The organism is Exiguobacterium sp. PvP048 (assembly GCF_040549175.1).
Classification (GTDB): Bacteria; Bacillota; Bacilli; order Exiguobacteriales; family Exiguobacteriaceae; genus Exiguobacterium_A; species Exiguobacterium_A artemiae.
Genome location: NZ_JBEPSU010000002.1, coordinates 234,929 through 255,011, shown reverse-complemented (window position 1 = coordinate 255,011; position 20,083 = coordinate 234,929). Strand labels below are relative to the sequence as shown.

The window sequence follows — 20,083 nt, the reverse complement described above, 5'->3', positions numbered from 1 at the left end:
TCTTATTTTGCTTCTTTTTGGAACCATTCTTCCGCGAGTTTATCGATGTCGCCGTTGTCGATCATCTTCTTCAACTCTTTGTTGAAGTCGTCACGCATTTTGTCCCCTTTTTTGAAGGCGACGGCCGAACCGGTTGGCCCGTCTTCTTTGATTTCATACGTTTTTAATGCTTTGTCCTGATCCATGTACTTGACGGCCACTGCGTCTTCAATGATCAAGGCGTCGATCCGGCCCGTATTCAACTCCTGAATGATTTCCGGAATTTTATTTAATGAAACAGCTTCACTGTCTTTGTAACGGTCCTTCGCCAACGCTTCCTGGATCGATCCGAGTTGGACACCTAGCTTCTTGCCTTTTAATTCGTCATCTGACGTGATGGCTTTATCTTTCGTCATGACCAGGTTTTTAGACTGGAAATAAATATCCGTGAAGTCGGCGTTTTTCTTCCGCTCGTCGGTCGGCGTCATTCCTGCCATGACGAAATCAACACGTCCCGCACTGAGTGCTCCGAGCAGACTACCAAATTCCATGTCCTCGATTTTTAGATCGTATCCGAGATTTTTTGTCACTTCTTTGGCGATTGCCACATCAAAGCCGACGATATCATCGCCTTTTGCTGTATCGATATACTCGAACGGGAAGTAATCCGCTGATGTTCCCATCGTCAATACTTTATCGTTCTTCTTCGTCGTGTCGCCTGTTGATTCCTCCGAAGCCCCACATGCTGCCATCGTGACTGCAAGAATGCCTGCCATTGCCGTTGCTACTAATTTCTTCATCAATAAATTCCCCTTCCAACGCTCAATTGTCAGAACTTTAACAATAGTATGACTTATGTTTTTTTCTAATTCAATACTAAAAAGTTCGACCTGATTAATTGCTTTTAGAATATACGAATATTTATTCATTGTAAAGCATAAAAATATGAAAATAGTGCATAAAACCTGAATTTATTCGCTTTATTTGATCAACACCATTTTTGTTAACGCTTACATTTATTTTTGTTTTATTCCCGTGCAAACAAAAAAAGACCAACGTTTTCACGTTGGCCTCTTTTTCACTGTTACGCGTAGATTTCAATCAATGACTCTAACTTTTCGACGACTTCTTCTGCAGTAAACGATTCGATGTCAAACCGTTCGACCATCGAGAGGATGTTTCCATCTTGCATCAATGCGAATGATGGTGATGACGATGGATATCCTTCGAAGTATTCACGCGCCCGGTCTGTTGCTTCCCGGTCTTGTCCTGCAAATACGGTCACGAAATGATCCGGTTTTACACCTTCCATCCGGTTGATATAAGCTGCAGCCGGACGCGCGATGCCACCGGCACATCCACAAACCGAATTGACGAGGACGAGCGTCAAACCGTCACGCTTCATCGCCTCATCGACGCTTTCGGCCGTCGTTAATTCTTCAAAACCAGCCGCAGCTGCTTCTTTACGTGCCGTTTGAACGACATCTTCAAAATACATTTGGAAATCCATTGTATTTATTTCCCCCTTTAAATCGTTGTCTTCTTTATTGTACGAGTTTCGGTGAAATCTGTCCAAGTCTGCCGCTCAATTCGTGTTCTAAATACGGTTTAGCGTGTAACAGGTCTCGGAAAGCGATATACCGGTCAATTTTTTCTTCCGTTGGCTGCTTCGGATTCTTGTAGGCCCGAATCAAGATGTTTTTCGGCGTATGTTCCAAATCGATGAACTCAAGCAATTGCGTATCGTATCCGACCAGTGTCAATAACTCTGCCCGGATGGAATCCGTCGCGAGTGAAGCAAACTTTTCTTGAATCAATCCATGTTGCAGCATGACGTCAAGCGGTGAACAATCCAATTGACGGTTCAATTCTTTCTGACAACACGGGACACTGAGAATGACTGATGCGTTCCAATCAACGGCACGGGCAAGTGCGACATCCGTCGCCACGTCACAAGCATGCAGCGTCACCATTAAATCAACTTCCGTATCCTGGTCGTAATCATGGACGTCCCCGACACGGAATGATAAATCGTCATACCCTAAGTCAGCAGCGATCACGGTGCAGTCCTCAATGACTTCTTTCTTAAGATCAAGACCGGTGACATTTAAATCAAAGCCCTTGACGACCTTCAGGTAATGATAAAGAGCAAACGTCAGATACGATTTACCGCACCCGAAATCCAAAATCCGTAACGTACGCCCTTGCGGCAACGCTGCAATGCTGTCTTCGACGAATTCAAGAAAACGATTGATTTGTTTAAACTTATCGTATTTTTGACGTTTGACCTGTCCGTCTTCCGTCATGACACCAAGACGGATCAAAAACGGGACCGGCACGCCGTCTTCGAGCAGATGACTTTTCTTTCGATTATGAGACAGTTCGGCCTTCACCGGTTCCTTGGCTGTCGTTTTCAGCGAAACTTTCATTTTCTTCGAAAGCTGGAACTGGACTTCTTCCGTCTCAAAACGGAATAAAAATTGACGAAATTCATTAAAATATTCGTCCATTCGTAAAATAAATTCTTCTATACTTAAGTTCTCATGCTTAATGATCCGTTCATGTTGAAACTCTAACTGGATTGCATACGTATCTTTAAGTAGAATCGGCTTTAACTTGATTCGACGAAGATCGTTTGATTTTTGGCGCGGACCGCTGATCGTCGCGTGGACGAGTGAAGCCGCCTCCAGTTTTTTAGTGAGCAGGTCTTTTAATTGGTGTAGTTCCACGTATCGTCCCGTCCTTTTTTGTTTGGTCTTTCGAAACTGTAGCAAATTCGTCCCCGTTCGACAAGCAAGTCAGCTTTATTTTCGGCTGTCATACTTAATTTAAGGAGGAACACAACATGTTCAAAAAAATTCTTTCGCAAATCGGCATCGGTGCCGCCACCGTCGATACACGCCTCGAGCACGATCAATGTGAACCAGGTGGAACGATTCAAGGAGTCGTTCATATTAAAGGCGGTAACGTCGATCAGGAAATCGCCCGGATTTATCTCGCCTTTAATACCCAGTACAAACAAGAAGTCGGGGACAGTACGTCATTTACAACGTTCACACTCGACCGTTTTGCATTAAATGAAGCACCGTTTACAATCGAAGCAGGCGTTGAACGGGAAATTCCGTTTACACTCCAAGTTCCCTTTAATACACCACTCTCCGTCAGCCAATCGAAATCATGGATTGAGACCGGCCTCGACATCGCGCAAGCCGTCGACCCTTCCGACCATGACGCGGTCGTCGTCAAGGCGAACGACCATCAATCGGTCATCCTCGAAGCAATGGAAGATCTTGGATTCCGCTTAAAAAAGGCCGATACAGAAAAATTACCGGGACGTTTCCGGAAAGATTTGCCGATTGCACAGGAACTCGAGTATTCTGCCCGCGGGACACATTACGCTCACAAGCTGGACGAAATCGAAGTCATTTTATTACAGGACCGCTCCGGCATCGACATCGTCGTCCAAATTGACCGCCGTGCCCACAGTCTCGGTTCGCTGTTCAGCGAAATGGCAGGAACCGACGAGACGATGACAAAACTTTCATTATCGAATCAGGACTTAACCAATCCGTCACTCGTGAAGCAACGTCTCGCCGATTTGATTGAACACCACAGTTGATTGATGTTTTCTATAGAACAAACACCGGATCCGACGATAAGCGGATCCGGTGTTTGTATTTCCTTCTTTACTTGGATGATGTCATTTCCATCGTCTGTTCATACTGCCGTTCAAACGTTTCTTCCGCCCAGCCCATCTGCCAAAACATCAATTCGTAATAACAGCTTCTGACGAAATGTTGTTTCATCCGGACGCGTTCATGTTCACCCGCCTTCTCTGCCAACTCATTTAACCGGTCAATCTGTTCAAAGACCACCCGCTCGAACCATTCCGAACTGTATGTCGCAATCCATTGCTGATAAATCGGTGAAGCCGGTGTCGCGGCTTGTAACTGTTGTCCAATCTCATAATAAAGCCAGTAACACGGTAAAATCGCAGCGATCGTCTCCCCAAGCGTTCCTTCACTCGCATGGTGCATATGCGAAATATACGCGTATGCAGTCGGTGCCGGTTCAAACTCTGCCAGTACCTTGTCTGAAATTCCGAGCGGTTCAAAAAACGATTGATGCAGACTGAGTTCTGCAGCATAGGTCGACGTCGCATGTTCCGCAAGTTCGGCAATCATTGCGAAGTCCTGTGCTTTCGAAGCGGCCCGTGCCTGAATTTTTGCGAAATGTTTTAAGTAATAGGCATCCTGCAAAACATAATGACGAAATTTTTCTTCCGGCAATGTTCCGTCCGCAATGCCGGTTACGAATGGATGGATAAAGCTGCTGTCCCAATACCGTCTTGCCGCTTGCCGGATTTCTTCACTGAATGTCATCTTGTTTCCCCCTTTGTTAATCAAAAAAACGCCACACCATTTGTCAGGTATGACGTGAAACGATCACAAAAAGAGGATCAGCCACGCCACTTCCCTCCGTAAGTCCAAACTTAATCAGGTTCAAAGGGTCCGCACGTCTCCGTCGTCTCAGTCAGCCTACTGACTCCCCTAGTGGTCGTTATTTGATTTGTTTTGAGTTTATCATGATTTGATATGGAATTGACCCATTCTCGTCATTTCACTCGATTTTTTTGTACAATGTACATGACGGAAGGTCGATGCCAGCTCGTTCTTGAGACCGATTCTCTTCTGTCACCGGTCGATTAGACTGAACTTAGTACCTGATACTTAAATAACGGAGGAATTTTTTATGAATAAAACCATCACATGGACCGCTTCGGCATTACTTGCCACGATGCTATTACTGCCAACCGCTGCATCTGCCGAGCAGGTCGTCGATAAAACAATCATCACACTGGGCGAATCGCTTGGGGCAAAGGATAAAACATGGGTCTTGTCCCGCCTGAATGCACCGGAAGGCATCACTCCGATTATCGCGACGTCTGCGGACGAAGAAAAATATCTCGGGAAAAATATTCCCCAGTCCCAGCGCGGCGGCGGCATGTATTCCTCCGCCAAGATCGAGTTAGCCGAAAAAGGTGACGGTCTGTCCGTCGCAACGGAAAATATCACGTGGGTGACGAAAGACATGTACTTGAATGCCCTCGTCACGGCCGGCGTAACCGATGCCGACATCACCATCACATCCCCTTATAAAGTAACCGGCACTTCGGCTTTGACCGGAATCATGAAAGCCTACGATCAGACGTCGGCTGAAACCGGGATCAAACTGACGGATGAACGAAAAGATTTGGCCCAACAAGAATTGTCCGTCACGTCGGACGTTGGGAAAACGGTCGGAACGGACAAAGTCGCCGACTTGATGAACGAAATCAAAGCGGAAATCGCCAAACAAAAACCGGAAACAAAAGTCGAGATCGAGAATGTCATCGTCCAAGTCATTCAAAACAACAACATCAATCTGTCCGATGCCCAGATGGAACGCTTGACCGGTTTGTTTAATCAAATGGAGCAAGCAGACCTCAACTGGGGACAAATTGAAAATGGATTGAAGGATGCCGGGCAAAACATTCAATCCTTTGCAACCTCAGAAGAAACAAAAGGATTTTTTGCAAAGCTGTTTGACGGCTTAAGTGCATTTTTCAACTCCATTGCCGGCTTATTTAAATAATCTGTTCTTTCGTTCCGGTTGAAATGGTAAAATAGAGTCATCGAATGAGAAAAGGTGGTGGGAAGACATGGGTTTTGCTGCGTGTAAGCATTGGTTGATGGAACAACTTTATCTGTTGCGCGCAATTTTTCATGGAATGGCGTTCTAAGGGATCAGTCTGCCCTTTTTTGAAGAACTCCATACTTGAAAAATAAAGCAAAGCGCATCTTCCACGAGTCGAGGAGAGTGCTGTTTGCACTCTCCTTTTTTGATGCGTCAGAGAGGACATTTCCTATGATGATCTGCGACATGCAACACCTGACAAAACAATTCGGAGGCGAAGACGTTCTAACGGACGTCTCCCTCTTTATCCAATCAAACGACCGGATCGGTTTAATCGGACGCAACGGGAGCGGGAAAACAACTCTCCTGCGTTTGATGGCACGACTTGATTCACCCGATGCCGGGACTATCTATCAAAAAAGCGGACTATCGATCGGTTACTTGGAACAGTTACCGGTCTACAATTCCGGCATGACCGGACTTGATGTCCTATGGACCGCTTTTGCCTCCTTGCTCGACTTACGCCAGTCACTACACGATCTCGAACAAGCCATGACAACGAACACGGATCAAATCGAATCGTTGCTTGAGCAGTACACGAAGGTGACGGAAACATTCGAGCGGCAAGGCGGTTATCTGCTTGAATCCAAAGTCGACCGGATGATTAACGGTTTACGACTACATCCTCTACTCGACCGGTCGTTCGAGCAGCTCAGCGGCGGCGAACAAACGAAAATCTGCCTCGGACGTATGCTGTTAACCGAACCCGATTTGTTGATTCTCGATGAGCCGACGAACCATCTTGATCTCGAAGCCGTCGAATGGCTTGAATCCTTTTTATCGAGCTATGCCGGCGCCGTTCTGATCGTGTCACACGATCGTGTATTTCTCGATACGGTCGTAACGAGCATTGCCGAACTGGAAGATGGTCAGATTCAACTATACCGGGGGAACTATTCGTACTATATGACGGAAAAAGAACGGCTGTTGCTCGAGCAATTCCATGCCTATCAAGAACAACAAAAAAAAATCAAGCAAATGAAGGATGCGATCCGCCGCCTTCGCCAGTGGGCGAATGAAGCTTCTCCACCGAGCGAAAAGCTGTTTCGGAAAGCGAAATCGATGGAACGGGCACTTGAACGGATCGAACGTATTAAACGTCCTCAACTCGAAGCCGTGACGCCCGATGTCGTTTTTAATGCCCAAGGCAAAACAAGCCGGATGGTCTATCGACTAGAAGATGTCAGGGTCTCCTTTACCGAGAATCCTTTGTTTCACGCCTTAACTGTTGAAATCGTCGCAAAAGATCGCCTGGCCATCGTCGGCGCCAATGGCAGCGGAAAAACGACACTGTTGCAACTGTTGTTAGGACGGATCCAACCGACAAGCGGTCTCATCTCGCGGGGGCCTTCGGTGAAAATCGGCTATTTATCGCAACACATCGATTTTCCTGACGATCAACGTTTGATTGATATCTTCCGGTCAAGTATCGCTAGCGATGAAGGGACAGCCCGAAAACACCTCGCCCAGTTTTTATTTTTCGGTCCGCGTGTCTTTTTACCTGTGAGCGCTTTAAGCGGGGGCGAGCGTATGCGTCTGATGCTCGCAATTTTAGTCCACTCGGAACTAAACGTCTTGATTCTCGATGAACCGACGAATCATCTCGATATCGAATCACGTGACGCTCTCGAAGAGGCACTTGAGTCGTTTGAAGGGACGTTGATCGCCGTTTCACATGACCGCTACTTCTTGAATCGTCTGTTTACGAAAACACTTTGGCTTGAGCAAACGCCGGCGTTGTATCACGGTCCCTACGCCTATGCGGTAAGTAAGCACGCTGTAAAGTCTCCTGTGGCTGAAACGGAACACATCCCTTCAAATAAAAAACTGCCTAAACGATCAACTCCGATTTCTCCGATGCAACGCTCACGACAACTGGAAGAATCCATTAATCAGACAGAGCAGGAGCTCCATCTGCTGGGATCAGAACTGGAACAGGCAACGGATTACGACATATTGACGAAACTTTTTGACGCGCGTGAAGAGCTGGTGCATCACCTCAACGACCTTTACGAACAATTTCTGACTTTGGAATGACCAATCTGTTTCTTAGCATTTCTTTTTTGACCTGTCGTCCTCTTCGGCAGGTCTTTTTTCATAGTAAAAAACAAACTCTTTTTTACATTCTAAATAGTTAACACAGTTAGTTTGTGAAAAAAAGTTTTAAAATTTACCTTGCTTATTATCTGAAAATTCGTATAATTTAGCGTATAGCCATTTTACTACAACACATTAGGAGGAATTTTTCAGATGGATGCCTTTCAGCAAGCAGTACAATCAGGAGTCGATTTTGCCAACAACTTATTATGGTCTTATGTTTTAATCGCGGCACTGATCGGAGTCGGCATCTACTTTACGATTCGGACAAAATTCATTCAGTTCCGGTACTTAAAAGAAATGTTCCGTGTCACACTCGATAAAAACGAGAAGACAACGGACGATGAAGGACAAAGCATCACCTCTTTACAGTCGTTCTTCATCGGTGCCGCTACGCGAATCGGAACTGGTAACCTCGCCGGTGTTACGATTGCCATTACGCTCGGCGGTCCCGGTGCCGTCTTCTGGATGTGGATGGTCGCATTACTCGGAGGCGCAACGGCTTTAATTGAAAGTACGCTTGCTCAAGTCTATAAAGTCCGCGACAGTAAAACGAATGCTTACCGCGGCGGTCCCGCCTACTACATCGAAAAAGGTTTAAAAAACCGTGCGCTCGGTGTTGTCTTCGCCATCTTAATCGCTGTCACGTTCGGCTTAATCTTCAATTCCGTTCAATCGAACACGATTGCGGCAGCATTTGATAATGCCTTTGGTGTCAATAAAGCTGTCGTCGGCGGAGTACTCGTTGTCTTGACAGGACTGGTCATCTTCGGTGGTGTTCACCGGGTGGCGAAGTTCTCAGCCATCGTCGTCCCTGTCATGGCCGGTCTTTACCTGATTGCTGCTCTGTTCGTCGTCGTCACGAACCTGACGGAACTTCCCGGCGTCTTCGCGATGATCTTCAAGAGCGCTTTCGGCATCGAGCAAGCTTTCGGCGGATCGGTCGGAGCCGCGATTTCGCTTGGTGTCAAACGGGGTCTGTTCTCAAACGAAGCCGGTATGGGTTCTGCACCGAACGCTGCCGCGGCGGCCGAAGTTTCTCACCCAGCCAAACAAGGATTCCTACAAACACTTGGTGTTTTCCTTGATACGTTGATCGTTTGTACAGCAACAGCTGCTATCGTCTTGTTGAGTGACAGCTATGCTTCGGGTAACGGCGAAGGAATCGCCATGCTACAGAATGCTCTAGGTGAGCAGCTTGGCGCTATCGCTCCAGCTTTCATTGCAATCTGTGTCTTCTTGTTCGCCTTCAGTTCGATCGTCGGCAGCTACTACTACGGTGAAACAAACATCGAATTCATCAAAAACAGTCCGGCTGCTGTCTTCGGATTCCGAATTGCGACAATGGCCTTTGTTTTCATCGGTTCCGTACTCAGTCTGGGAATGGTTTGGAGCTTCGCTGACCTCTTCATGGCAGGTATGACGTTGATCAACTTGACGGCCATCTCACTCTTAGGCGGTATCGCCCTCAAAGTCATCAACGATTACCAGGAACAACGGAAAAAAGGACTCGATCCTGTCTTCTCGGCGAAAGCACTCGGTATCGAAAATACAGAGTGTTGGGACGAAGAAGAAACCGTTCGTCCGGCAGCAGGAGAAGCATCCCCTCCTCCAATCGCCCGTCGCTAATTTCATCGTTTCCTTGGACATGACGAATCTTCGTGATGTCCAAGGTTTTTTTCTGTCCAGGATTATGTTTATGGAATCTTGGGAAAATAGGAACAGGTAGAATCAAAGGAGGAATCATTTGTGTCAAAAGTCATGCTCATCATCAATCCGTCATCCGGTAAAGAACTTGGAAAGAAACACGCTGAATTTGCGGAAGGAACATTGGCGCAACGGTTTACGGAAGTCGATGTCCGTTTTACGGAAAAAGAACGCGATGCAACCGAATTTGCCAAACAAGCTGCAGTCGGGCATTATGATGCCGTCGTCGCTATGGGTGGAGATGGAACGGTTAATGAAGTCATCACCGGCATCGCGGAACAAGAACATCGACCGACGCTTGGCATCGTGCCGCTCGGAACGGTCAATGATTTAGCGCGTGCATTAAACATTCCGACAGATCCGCAGGAAGCTATCAGCGTTTTAGAGGATGCCCCGTCCCGCCCGCTCGACATCGGTAAGTATGATGATCATTATTTCATGAACGTCATCGCTGTCGGTTTGATTGCAGAAGCGGTCGAAGAAGTAAGTGTCGAACAAAAAACATCGCTTGGTTCCGTCGCCTACTTCATTGAAGGACTAAAAGCCTTTAAAGACCACAGTCCCTATCCGATCCAACTGACGGCGAAAGAAAAATCGTTTGATGGTGAAACGCCTCTCCTGATCATTTCCTTGACCAATTCCGTCGGCGGTTTCGAATCGTTTGCGAAAGAAGCCCGTGTCGACGATGGTCTGTTGCATGTCTTCATCGTCAAACAGCTTGGTTTCTTTGATGCCTTACAGGCCTTACCGAAACTATTAACCGGAAAAATTTCTGACGCTGATCAGGTGGAATATTTTACGACAAAAGAAGTTCATATCGATTCAAAGGAACGTCTCCCGATTAATGCTGACGGCGACACAGCGGGTCATCTTCCCGTTACGGTTCAGGTCTTAAGTCAGCATTTAACTGTTTTCGCACCCGTTTCCACCTAATTCTTTTTGCCTATAGCCCGTGACGATGTGAGACACACATCATCACGGGCTATTAATTTTTTTCATAAAAAGGGCTATACATTCTATTTTAGTAAAAATAAATTCAGATACTAAATGAAAAATATTCCATTACAATATATGTTATACAACTATAATCTTGCAATGAAACTGAAATATTTTTGTGTTATTCGCGATGCTATAATCATTCTATCAAGAAAATATTTATACATATTAAATACATATGCTTTGCATCTTACAACTTTGAAAGGGTCTTGTTCCCTTACATAATCGTCCGTCGTCTTTCACACTTTAGGAGGAACTTCTACATGAAACGCATGATTACAACTATGACAATGACAGCACTGATGGTTTCTGGTTTCGCTACAACGGGTATAGAAAAAGTTGAAGCAGCAACAACGTACAAAGTAAAAGTAACTGCAGACGGGTTGCGGGTTCGAACGGGTCCTTCGACTGCTTACAAAGTTGTCGGTAGTGTCAATTCTGGTCAAACCTTCAATTATTTAGGAGTGTCCGGATCTTGGACAAAAATTTCTTACGGCGGCACATCTCGTTACATCTCTTCTACATATGCTAAAAAATACAGTGTTACGACATCTACAAAAGCGTCTAGCGGATTTTCACGACCAGCCAGTGGACGGATTGCCCAAGGGTATGGCGCCGCTAGCGGTACTTACGGTTACACGTTCCATAACGGGATTGATATCGCTGCCCCGACCGGTACACCGGTTTATGCTTCTGCTGCCGGTACAGTCATCACTTCCCGGTATTACGGCGCTTACGGTAACCACATCATGATGAAGCATACTGTCAATGGAATTTCCTATACGACGGTATATGCACACTTAAGCAGTCGTGCTGTTTCTGTTGGACAAACGGTTGCTAAGGGTTCACGCATCGGTAATATCGGCAACACCGGCAACTCATTCGGCTCACACCTTCATTTTGAAATGCACCGTGGAAACTATGTTTACAGCGCTTCTTCTGCAGCAAACAGCGTCAACCCGCTGAACTATTTTAATTAAGACCTGATCTTCTCTCACGCGACTGTTTGTCTTCGCGTGAGTTTTTTTGTCGTTCGTTCGAGATGAAATCCTTTGCAAAGAATGATACGGTTATAGGACAGACTTTCCGTAAAGGAGGATTTCCCTTGAAGAAGACACTCCCGCTTCTGCTTTCGACAAGCTTCGTACTGACCATCCTTGCCGGCTGCCAAGATCAGCCGACACCTGAAGAACGATTAGATGCCTATATCAAATTATGGGAAAAACAAGATTACGATAAAATGTATGCTGATTATGCCAGCAAGGAAACTAAAAAAACATACGGTAAAAAAGAGTTTATTGATCGGACAAAAAAATTAGCCGATTCTCTTGCCATTGAAAAGATCTCTGTCGAACGAATGAAAACCGAAGAAAACGAAGAGAAGGAACAGACCAGTTTACCGGTGACAATCTCTTTTGAGACACTGGCCGGACCGGTTTCCTATAAAAAAGACGTCCCGTTGACGTTCGAGAAACAACAAGATACGGAAAACTGGTTCATTGACTGGGATTCTTCGTTTGTTTTGAAGGATTTCAAGAAAGAGGATCAAGTCCAGTTGACGACGCTCGATGCAAAACGTGGTGATTTACTTGATGTCAAAAATCAGCCTCTCGCCACGACAGGCACCGGTTACCAAGTCGGGGCCGTTGCAGGTGAAGTCAAGGATCTTACGGCGCTTGCCAAACGGCTCGACCGTCCTGTCTCTGCAATCGAAGATGCACTCGGCGCCAGTTGGGTCAAGGATGGACAATTCGTTCCGCTGAAGACGTATACAGCAAATGATAAATCAAAAATCGACCGCCTCAAGCAACTCGACGGTATCAGCGTCAAGGAAACGGAAGTCCGGACATATCCGTTCGGGAAAGCGACTTCCCATTTGATCGGCTATACCGGTTCCGCAACAGCCGATGACATCAAACAATCCAAACAAACGATCCAAGCAGGCGAACAAGTCGGAAAACGGGGACTTGAACAAGTGCTCGACGAGACGTTGCGCGGTACGTCCGGTGCCCGAATCAACATCGTCAAGCCGGATAAAACAACGATTACCGTCGCCGAGACGGAAGCAAAGGATGGACAGGATATCGAACTGACGATCGACGGGAAGTTACAACAAACGACCTATGCGACGATGAAAGAGGATCCGGGGACTGCGACCGCGATTGATCCCCGGACCGGTGAGACCCGTGTCCTGTTAAGTTCTCCCGGATTCGATCCGTCGGAATTTACAACGGGTATTTCACAGGCCCGTCTCGATACGCTGACGAACGATCCGGATCAACCGCTGTTGAACCGGTTTACGAGTGCCTTTGCTCCCGGCTCGACCCAAAAACCGTTGACGGCAGCGGTCGGCTTAAAAAGTCAAACGCTCGATCCGGAAAAAGCGTATACGATTGACGGGTTAAAGACAAAAATCGACGGTTTCAACGTCACTCGGATTCACGAGACACCGGATCCTGTCAATCTCCATAATGCTTTGGTCTACTCGGATAATATCTACTTCGCAAAATCGACACTCGAACAAATCGGAACCAGCACGTTTACTTCCGGTCTTGAAGCACTTGGATACGGAGAAAAGATTCCCTTCACCTATCCGATGCGGGCGTCACAAATTTCAAACGACGGTTCGATTGCTTCCGACGGTCAGCTGATGGATACATCTTATGGACAAGGACAGATGCTGACAAACATCCTGCACCTTGCTTCGATGTACGAGATTTTCCTGACGGACGGGACAATTTATCGACCGACGTTGCTTGCAGAAGAAAAAACGAAGCAGGTCTGGAAAAAAGACGTCCTCGACGCAAAAGATGCTGCAATGATCCGCGACGATCTGTATGATGTCGTTCATGCCGGCTATTCCTTACCGGCTGATATTCCTGAAATTAAAGTTGCCGGCAAAACAGGTACAGCTGAACTAAAGAAGTCCGGTGAAGAAAACGGTCAGGAGAACGGCTTTTTCGTCGGCTATGATAATGACAAGAAAGATTTGCTCGTTGCGATCATGATTGAATCGGTCGAGAAGGAAGACCGGGGCAGCCCGTATGTATCGGGTCTTGTCGCCGACGTTTTAAAAAGTCATGCCAACAAATGAAAAGTGATGCTACAGCAAACGAGGGTACCGGAATGAAAAATCCGGTACCCTCGTTTTGTGATGCTCCTATTTTTACACTGTCACGTCCGGCAGGCGGGCTGCCATCAACTGTTCAATTGCCTTTTCATCCCCTTGCTGCAACAATTCGACGATTTTACTGCCAACGATGACACCGGCGACACTTGTACTGAGCTGACGGACGTGTTCCGGTGTACTGATCCCGAAGCCAGCCATGACCGGAACCGGACTCAGTTGCGCCACTTTCGCCAAATGCTGTTCAAGTGAATCCCCGAAGTTGGTTTGTCCCCCTGTCGTCCCGTTAACGGTCACGGCGTAAAGGAACCCTTCACTGTGTGTGGCCAGTTTTTCAATTCGTTCAATCGGACTGGTCAGCGAGACCAGTTGAACGAGTGCGATTTCTGTTTTATTGCGCCCGGCAAAAAACTGATCGCTTTGTTCGAGTGGCAGATCAGGAATGATCAACCCGTCGACACCGACTTCACGGCACGTCGATAAAAAGGAATCAATGCCGAAGCGGAAGATTGGATTCAAGTACGTCATGACGACGATTGGCACGCTGGTTGACTGACGCGCAATCCGGATCGCCTCAAGGACATCCTTCAAACTGATTTTCTCTGCCAGTGCCCGTAGTCCTGCTTCCTGAATGACCGGACCATCGGCAACTGGATCGGAAAACGGCACCCCGACTTCAATCGCTGTCGCACCGGATCGTTCAAGAAACGCTAAAATATTCGGCAGACGATCGATGCCTCCGTCTCCTCCCATGACATACGGGATAAACGCTTTTTCACCACGTGCGTTAACTGTTCGGATTGCTTCTTCTAATCGCATCATGCTTCCCCCTTCAAGGCATTTCTGACGGTCATGACATCTTTATCGCCGCGTCCTGAAAGACAGATGACGACAACTTCTTCCGGTTTCATCCTTTTTGCGAGTTCCGTCGCCTGTGCGACGGCATGAGCCGACTCCAGGGCCGGAATGATGCCTTCTTTTTGACAGAGCAGTTGCAAGGCATCGAGTGCCTGTTGATCCGTTACTGCTTCGTACTGAACACGGCCGATGTCTTTTAGCAGGCTGTGTTCCGGTCCGACTCCCGGATAGTCCAGTCCGGCTGAAATCGAGTGCGCTTCCGTGACTTGACCATGCTCATCCTGTAAGAGATACATCATTGAACCGTGCAGGACACCGACCTCACCTTTAGACATCGTGGCGGCATGTTTCTCCGTCTCGAGTCCGTTTCCGGCTGCTTCGATGCCGTACAATGCGACCTCTTCATCGTCGATGAACGGATGGAACATGCCAATTGCGTTGCTTCCGCCTCCGACACAGGCAACGATGGCTTCCGGTAATTTGCCTTCTTTTTCAAGAATCTGCGCCCGTGTTTCCTTACCGATGATGGCTTGGAAATCACGGACGATTTCCGGGAACGGGTGGGGGCCGAGGACCGATCCCATCAAGTAATGCGTATCGTCGACGTGTTTGACCCAGTAACGTAACGCTTCATTGACAGCATCTTTTAACGTCCGGCTTCCTTGCGTTACCGAAACGACTTTCGCGCCGAGCAACTCCATCCGGAAGACGTTTAATTCCTGGCGCCGGATGTCTTCTTCTCCCATAAAGATGACACATTCGAGATCAAGTAGCGCACAGACGGTCGCCGTCGCGACACCGTGTTGTCCGGCACCGGTCTCGGCAACAATTTTCCGTTTTCCCATCCGTTCGGCGAGTAGTGCTTGCCCAATCGTATTGTTGATTTTATGCGCTCCTGTATGATTCAAATCTTCGCGTTTCAAGTAGATTTTGGCGCCGCCGATCGCCCGCGTCAAATGTTCCGCGTAATAAAGCGGTGTTTTTCGTCCGACATAATTTTCGAGTAAATCATTCATCCGTTCATGAAACGCCGGATCTTCCTTCACTTCGGTATAGGCTTGTTCGAGCTCAAGAACGGCTTGCATCAACGTTTCCGGAATGTAACGTCCTCCGTAGATTCCGTACTGTCCCAGTGCATCAGGTTGTGAATAACGTGTCATTTAAAAGTCTCCTTTACGGCATCATGAAATGCCTGCATTTTTTTCGTATCTTTTTGACCATTCGTTTCAATACCGCTTGAGACATCAACAGCAAACGGCTGATACCGTTCAATCACTTGTCCGACGTTATCTGCCTGCAGACCACCTGCGACGAACATCGGTTGATCGACCCGTAGATTGGTTGTCCAATCAAAGGTTTGACCGCTTCCCGCTTCCGGTGCATCAAATAACACATAATCGGCGTCCGGATGAATCGTAACCTGTGTTCCGGCCGCGAGCGCCTGAATGACCGGCACCCGTTTCTCCCGGTACAACTCATCCGGGACCTGCCCGTGAAGCTGAATCAAATCCAGTCCGACCTGTTCAATCGCTTCTTCGACTTCCTGTTTCGTCGGAGAGACGAACACACCGACGACCTGGACCGTCTCCGGAATTTCTGCCCGAAGCCGTGCTGCTTCCGTCAATGTGACCTGCCTCTTGCTCGGAGCAAAGACGAATCCGATATAATCCGCCAGTCTTACAGCGTACCGGACGTCTTCCGCCCGCTTCAGCCCGCAGAATTTAATACGTGTCATGTTTGACTCCGTTGACGGCTTCAATGAAATCTGCCGGATTCTCCGCCCGCATCAGTGTTTCTCCAATCAGAATCCCGTCCGCTCCTGCTGCATGAAGCATCTGTGCTTCAGCAACGGTCTTGATGCCGCTCTCACTGATATAGCGGACATCGGGTGACTTCGTCTTCAGCAGTTCGAGCGATGTTTCGAGACTCACTTCGAATTTTTTCAGATTGCGGTTGTTGATGCCGATGATTTTTGCCTGCAACCGTTCCGCCCGTTCCAGTTCCGTCGCATCGTGCACTTCGACCAATACTTCGAGGCCACTCGCATAAGCATAGGCGTATAGATCGTGTAAGGTTTCTTCGTCAAGCGCCGCAACGATCAACAGAATCAAACTGGCACCATGCGCTTTCGCAAGATCAATCTGGATCCGGTCGACCATAAAGTCCTTACACAGCACCGGAACGTTGACTGCTTTCGTGACGGCCGCTAAATCTTCCATGCTTCCTTTAAAATACGTCTGATCGGTCAACACCGAGATCACGGTCGCTCCGCTCGCGGCATACCGTTTTGCCTGTTCGGCAGGATCGACATGTAGTGAAATATCGCCTTTTGACGGTGAAGCCCGTTTAATTTCCGCGATGACGGACAAATCCGTTCCGCCAAGCGATTGATGAATCGATTGGTTAAGTCTTCTCGGCTCCGCTTGACCCACGCCGTCGATTTTCAAGCGGGCAACTTCCTGTCGTTTCGTCTCGATGATGCGGTCTAATATATTCATCCGATTGCCTCCTGTTGTTTCATCCGTTGTAAAAATTGTAATTTTTCAAGGGCGCGACCGGAATCGATGCTTTCCGCCGACCGTTCGATTCCTTCGCGAATCGTCTCGACCCGACCTTCCGCAAACAAAGCGATTCCGGCATTGAGTAAGACGGTATCCCGGTACGGACCCGCTTCCCCGCGGAGGACCCGCAAGAGGATTTCCGCGTTTTCTGCAGCCGTACCGCCACGGATGGCTTCGAGTGGCGCGACCGCCAGTCCAACTTCTTCCGGATGAAGACTGAACCGGATCAACTCGCCTTGATCGAGCAGTACCAATTGATTTGTTCCTGCGAGTGATGCTTCATCCATCCCACACGCTCCGTGTAAGACGATGGCACGTTTTCGTCCAAGCCGATGCAAGGTCAAGGCCATCGTCTCCAGCAAATCTTCCCGGTAAATTCCGAGTAACTGTGTTTTTAATGGTACCGGATTCGTTAGCGGTCCAATCAGATTAAAGATTGTCGGAATCCGTAAATCGCGGCGGACTTTCATGATCTGTTTGACACGCGGGTGCATCCGTTGGGCGAACAGAAACGCAATCCCGTTTGCTTCAAGCAACTTCGCAATGTCTTCTGCCGTCACATCGAGCGGGACACCGAGTGCTTCGAGTACATCGGCACTGCCCGTTTTGCTTGAGACACTCCGGTTTCCGTGTTTTGCTACTTTGGCTCCGGCACCGGCCAAAACGAATGCCGCTGTCGTACTGATGTTAAAGGATTGGGAACCGTCGCCGCCTGTACCGCAGTTATCGATAAAATCCGTTCCCGTCACCGGAATGTCGAGTGCGACTTCACGCATGATTGAGGCGAGACCGGCCAGTTCTTCCGCTGTTTCCCCTTTTGCTTTTAAGGCAATCAAAAAAGCTGCGATTTCGCTGTCCGTGACGTCTTCCGCAAACAGTTCACGGGCAGCTTGTTGCATTTCTTCAAAACGAAGATGATTGGCGTTTGCCAGTTTTGTTAATACGTCCTTCATTCCTGTCACTCCTTCATCAATTCGATAAATCGTTGAATCATGTCTTGTCCAAATGGTGTTCCGATCGATTCCGGGTGAAACTGAATCCCGTAGGTCGGATGGTCACGGTGTTCGAGTGCCATGATTATGCCGTCATCCGTCGTTGCCGTTACTTCAAGTACTTCGGGTAAGGTCGTCCGGTCGACAATCAACGAGTGGTAACGCATGACATCGAATCGTTCCGGAAGACCGGTAAACAGGCGTCCGGTTTGTTTGATGGTTGAGGTTTTCCCGTGTCGGATTTCATCCGCTTCAATGACGTGTCCGCCAAAGGCTTGACCGATCGCCTGATGTCCGAGGCAGACACCGAGAATCGGGATTTTTCCGGAATAGGTCTTAATCACGTCGAGACAGATGCCGGCGTCATTCGGATTTCCCGGACCCGGTGATAAGATGATACCGTCGGGATGCAAGTCAGCAAGTGCAGTCACTTCAATCGCATCATTTCGGATGACCTGGATGTCATCGTAGACAGCCGCATATTGATACAGGTTATAGGTAAAAGAATCATAGTTATCAATCAGTACAATCATTTCCAAACCTCCAGTAGTGACTTCGCTTTGTGCAACGTCTCTTCATACTCCAAGGTCGGATCAGAGTCATACACTATACCCGCTCCGGCCTGAACATACGCTTTTCCGTGCTGGATGACCATCGTCCGGATCGCAAGCGCAAAATCAAGATTCCCGCTGACATCAAAATATCCGACGGCTCCGGCATACACTTCGCGCTTTTTTGTCTCGTATTGATTGATCAGTTGCATCGCCCGAATTTTCGGAGCTCCGGAGACCGTACCTGCCGGCAGACAAGAAATCAAGGCGTCTGCCCCTGTCTTTCCTTCCGCCAGTGTCCCTTCGACGACGGAAACGAGATGCATGACATTTTTAAAGCGTTCGATTTCCATTTGCCGTGAAACATGAATGCTGCCAATCTGACAGACTTGACCGAGATCGTTTCGACCCAAGTCAACGAGCATCCGGTGCTCAGCCTGCTCTTTTTCGTCGTTCAGTAACTCATCCGCCAGTTGTATGTCTTCCTGTTTTGTTTTGCCGCGGGGGCGTGTCCCGGCAATCGGATTCGTCGTGACATGACGACCTTTGACTTGAACCAGGCTTTCCGGGGATGCGCCGAGGACGATGACTTCTCCCAAATCAATATAAAAGAGGTACGGGCTCGGATTGTCCTGCCGCAACTTCCGGTAAAAGTGGAACGGATCACCGGCGAATGTTGCGTCTAACCGTTGTGACAGCACCAGTTGGAAGACATCACCCTGCCGAATATGCTGTTTTGCCTGCTCGACGAGCGAGATGAACGTTTCTTTCTCAATCTGCGGTTGGTAGACGATATTTTCAAGCGGCAGTTCGATCCGCGTCTGTTGACCGGTTTGTTCGAGCTGCGTTTTACGGATATGCAGCTTCCGTACCATCTCCTGCCGGTCGGTCAGCCCGCCGAGTGACGTATGAATCAAATGCACGCGGTGTTCCAAATGATCGTATAAAATGATTTCGTCATAGACCGCAAGCAGTGCGTCCGGTAAATTCCGATCACTGTCCGGCACAGGTCCGATGTTTTCATAGGCCCGAATCGCATCATAGCCGACATAGCCGATTGCGCCGCTTAAAAACGGAAACTCGAAATCCGTTGTTCCCCGTGTCACAGACTGTTGCAGAAGTTGGACCGGATTTCCTGTCATCGTTACGGTTTCTTCCGTCTGAAGATGATGTCGTGTCACTTGACTGCCTTCCGCCCGAAGCAGTTCAACCGGATTAACGCCGATGATCGAGTAGCGACCGTTCCCACCGCTCGCCGAACTTTCAAGCAGACATTTCCGGTCTCCTTCCAGATGTAAAAAGATCGAAATCGGTGTTAACTCATCGCCGTTCATTTCGATTTGTTCGATTATCAATTGTTCTGTCTCGATCATCCTGTTCGCCTCCTGATATAAAAAAAGTCCTCCATACAGCAAATGCCGTATGGAGGACGATAGACTCGCGGTGCCACCTCACAATTGGAACGAAGTACGTTCCCAC

18 protein-coding genes, 1 riboswitch and 1 other annotated feature (1 of these 20 only partly in view) are annotated in these 20,083 nt (G+C 48.1%); of the genes, 7 read left to right on the top strand and 11 right to left on the bottom strand.

Going from position 1 to position 20,083, the window contains the following annotated elements; genetic code table 11:
• Nucleotides 1-2 precede the first annotated feature (2 nt).
• The 3 genes from ABIC15_RS05790 to ABIC15_RS05780 all read right to left on the bottom strand — a co-directional run bounded on the left by ABIC15_RS05790 (nucleotide 3) and on the right by ABIC15_RS05780 (nucleotide 2,708).
• The gene (locus ABIC15_RS05790) at nucleotides 3-779 is read right to left on the bottom strand and encodes a transporter substrate-binding domain-containing protein (RefSeq protein ID WP_354019991.1); all 777 of its coding nucleotides are present in this window, start codon (nucleotides 777-779) and stop codon (nucleotides 3-5) included.
• Nucleotides 780-1,063: 284 nt separating this feature from the next.
• Complete coding sequence (locus tag ABIC15_RS05785; protein ID WP_354019989.1) at nucleotides 1,064-1,489, bottom strand: BrxA/BrxB family bacilliredoxin; 426 nt, start codon at nucleotides 1,487-1,489, stop codon at nucleotides 1,064-1,066.
• Between the two features lie 34 nt (nucleotides 1,490-1,523).
• Nucleotides 1,524-2,708, bottom strand: a complete 1,185-nt coding sequence (locus ABIC15_RS05780) for a class I SAM-dependent methyltransferase (RefSeq protein ID WP_114596315.1) — start codon at nucleotides 2,706-2,708, stop codon at nucleotides 1,524-1,526.
• Between the two features lie 116 nt (nucleotides 2,709-2,824).
• Here ABIC15_RS05780 and ABIC15_RS05775 point away from each other — a divergent pair, with 116 nt between their 5' ends.
• Nucleotides 2,825-3,598, top strand: coding sequence for a sporulation protein (locus ABIC15_RS05775; RefSeq protein WP_114596316.1), 774 nt, complete (start codon nucleotides 2,825-2,827; stop codon nucleotides 3,596-3,598).
• Between the two features lie 67 nt (nucleotides 3,599-3,665).
• Here the strand turns inward: ABIC15_RS05775 and tenA are convergent, their stop codons facing one another.
• Nucleotides 3,666-4,361 (bottom strand): thiaminase II, encoded by a 696-nt coding sequence (tenA, locus tag ABIC15_RS05770; RefSeq protein WP_354019988.1) that lies wholly within the window; start codon nucleotides 4,359-4,361, stop codon nucleotides 3,666-3,668.
• Between the two features lie 74 nt (nucleotides 4,362-4,435).
• Nucleotides 4,436-4,541, bottom strand: a riboswitch (TPP riboswitch).
• 190 nt (nucleotides 4,542-4,731) lie between these two features.
• Here tenA and ABIC15_RS05765 point away from each other — a divergent pair.
• The 6 genes from ABIC15_RS05765 (at nucleotide 4,732) to ABIC15_RS05740 (ending at nucleotide 13,609) form a co-directional block, all read left to right on the top strand.
• Entirely contained in the window at nucleotides 4,732-5,613 is an 882-nt protein-coding gene (locus tag ABIC15_RS05765; protein WP_354019987.1) for a DUF1002 domain-containing protein, read from the top strand.
• 288 nt (nucleotides 5,614-5,901) lie between these two features.
• The gene (gene abc-f / locus ABIC15_RS05760) at nucleotides 5,902-7,752 is read left to right on the top strand and encodes a ribosomal protection-like ABC-F family protein (RefSeq protein ID WP_354019986.1); all 1,851 of its coding nucleotides are present in this window, start codon (nucleotides 5,902-5,904) and stop codon (nucleotides 7,750-7,752) included.
• Between the two features lie 213 nt (nucleotides 7,753-7,965).
• A complete protein-coding gene (locus ABIC15_RS05755) occupies nucleotides 7,966-9,441 on the top strand; it encodes an alanine/glycine:cation symporter family protein (protein ID WP_114596320.1) in 1,476 nt (491 codons plus the stop codon).
• Nucleotides 9,442-9,561: 120 nt separating this feature from the next.
• Nucleotides 9,562-10,452 carry a diacylglycerol/lipid kinase family protein gene (locus tag ABIC15_RS05750; RefSeq protein WP_354019983.1) on the top strand — a complete coding sequence of 297 codons (891 nt, stop codon included), beginning with the start codon at nucleotides 9,562-9,564 and terminating at the stop codon, nucleotides 10,450-10,452.
• 326 nt (nucleotides 10,453-10,778) lie between these two features.
• Nucleotides 10,779-11,495 (top strand): peptidoglycan DD-metalloendopeptidase family protein, encoded by a 717-nt coding sequence (locus ABIC15_RS05745; protein ID WP_131503109.1) that lies wholly within the window; start codon nucleotides 10,779-10,781, stop codon nucleotides 11,493-11,495.
• Nucleotides 11,496-11,620: 125 nt separating this feature from the next.
• On the top strand, nucleotides 11,621-13,609 hold the full coding sequence (locus ABIC15_RS05740) for a penicillin-binding transpeptidase domain-containing protein (protein ID WP_354019982.1): 1,989 nt from the start codon (nucleotides 11,621-11,623) through the stop codon (nucleotides 13,607-13,609).
• 72 nt (nucleotides 13,610-13,681) lie between these two features.
• Here ABIC15_RS05740 and trpA read toward each other — a convergent pair whose 3' ends face one another.
• Genes trpA through trpE form a run of 7 tightly spaced genes read right to left on the bottom strand, consistent with a single transcriptional unit; the run spans nucleotide 13,682 to nucleotide 19,977 of the window.
• Nucleotides 13,682-14,461 carry a tryptophan synthase subunit alpha gene (gene trpA / locus ABIC15_RS05735; protein WP_354019980.1) on the bottom strand — a complete coding sequence of 260 codons (780 nt, stop codon included), beginning with the start codon at nucleotides 14,459-14,461 and terminating at the stop codon, nucleotides 13,682-13,684.
• The gene (gene trpB, locus ABIC15_RS05730; protein WP_354019978.1) at nucleotides 14,461-15,660 is read right to left on the bottom strand and encodes a tryptophan synthase subunit beta; all 1,200 of its coding nucleotides are present in this window, start codon (nucleotides 15,658-15,660) and stop codon (nucleotides 14,461-14,463) included. The genes trpA and trpB overlap by 1 nt, the downstream gene beginning before the upstream one ends.
• Nucleotides 15,657-16,235 carry a phosphoribosylanthranilate isomerase gene (locus ABIC15_RS05725; RefSeq protein WP_354019976.1) on the bottom strand — a complete coding sequence of 193 codons (579 nt, stop codon included), beginning with the start codon at nucleotides 16,233-16,235 and terminating at the stop codon, nucleotides 15,657-15,659. Before ABIC15_RS05725 ends, trpB begins: the two co-directional genes overlap by 4 nt.
• Nucleotides 16,222-16,998 carry an indole-3-glycerol phosphate synthase TrpC gene (gene trpC, locus ABIC15_RS05720; RefSeq protein WP_354019974.1) on the bottom strand — a complete coding sequence of 259 codons (777 nt, stop codon included), beginning with the start codon at nucleotides 16,996-16,998 and terminating at the stop codon, nucleotides 16,222-16,224. The genes ABIC15_RS05725 and trpC overlap by 14 nt, the downstream gene beginning before the upstream one ends.
• On the bottom strand, nucleotides 16,995-18,014 hold the full coding sequence (gene trpD, locus ABIC15_RS05715; RefSeq protein ID WP_354019973.1) for an anthranilate phosphoribosyltransferase: 1,020 nt from the start codon (nucleotides 18,012-18,014) through the stop codon (nucleotides 16,995-16,997). The genes trpC and trpD overlap by 4 nt, the downstream gene beginning before the upstream one ends.
• Before the next feature lie 5 nt (nucleotides 18,015-18,019).
• Nucleotides 18,020-18,586, bottom strand: coding sequence for an anthranilate synthase component II (locus tag ABIC15_RS05710; RefSeq protein ID WP_012369827.1), 567 nt, complete (start codon nucleotides 18,584-18,586; stop codon nucleotides 18,020-18,022).
• Nucleotides 18,583-19,977 carry an anthranilate synthase component I gene (gene trpE, locus ABIC15_RS05705; RefSeq protein WP_012369826.1) on the bottom strand — a complete coding sequence of 465 codons (1,395 nt, stop codon included), beginning with the start codon at nucleotides 19,975-19,977 and terminating at the stop codon, nucleotides 18,583-18,585. The genes ABIC15_RS05710 and trpE overlap by 4 nt, the downstream gene beginning before the upstream one ends.
• 49 nt (nucleotides 19,978-20,026) lie before the next feature.
• Nucleotides 20,027-20,083, bottom strand: a binding site (T-box leader) (it continues 187 nt past the right edge of the window).